This window comes from Deinococcus alpinitundrae, assembly GCF_009982895.1.
Taxonomy (GTDB): domain Bacteria; phylum Deinococcota; class Deinococci; order Deinococcales; family Deinococcaceae; genus Deinococcus; species Deinococcus alpinitundrae.
Genome location: NZ_WXZL01000091.1, coordinates 1 through 720, shown reverse-complemented (window position 1 = coordinate 720; position 720 = coordinate 1). Strand labels below are relative to the sequence as shown.

Sequence of the window (720 nt, the reverse complement as noted above, 5' to 3'; positions counted from 1 at the left end):
TCGAAGAGTTGCTGTTTGAGCGGGGTATCGAAGTGTCCCGCGAATCCATCCGCGCCTGGTGCATCAATTTCAGTGGTGAATTCGCTCAACACTTGCGCCACCGGGAACCCCGCCGGGGTTCCCGGTGGCATCTGGACGAGATGCACGTCGTCGTGGGTGGGGTGATCCATTGGCTATGGCGGGCTGTCGACGAACACGGAACCGTGCTCGACGTGTTCCTCCAGCGGCACCGCGACACCTCGGCAGCGACGGCATTCTTCCAACGTCTGCTGGGTGAATATCACGTCCCAGAAACAGTCTGCACTGACAAGCTGGCAAGCTATGGGGCGGCCATCCGCGAGCTTCCGACGCTGGATGACGTCGATCACCAGGAGGTGATCTCGTCCGCTCGCTGCAATAACCTGATTGAACAATCTCATCGGCCCACACGACGTCAAGAACGGGCCCAGCTGGGTTTCCGGCAGGTCAGGCGAACCCAAGGATTTCTCGACCTGCACGCCAGAATCAGCGGGCAAGCGTCGTCATCGGCGCTGTTCTGCCCAAGACACCAACCTTCACGGCTCTACCCGCTCAACTATCCCCGCTCACGACCGGCGATTTTTCCTGGGAACTGCGCTGCGAAGCTGGAAGGCCGTCGTACAACAGGTGGCCTGAACTTCAGGCGATCTGCTCCCATTGCTCCTCGATTACGCCCTACCAGCAATAACTTGCCAGAACCCC

Annotated in this window: 1 pseudogene; it reads left to right on the top strand. The window is 59.9% G+C overall.

Annotated elements, in window-relative coordinates:
- Positions 1–654 (top strand): annotated as a pseudogene (locus GUI70_RS22515) (IS6 family transposase); the annotation flags it as partial.
- Between the last annotated feature and the right edge of the window lie 66 nt (positions 655–720).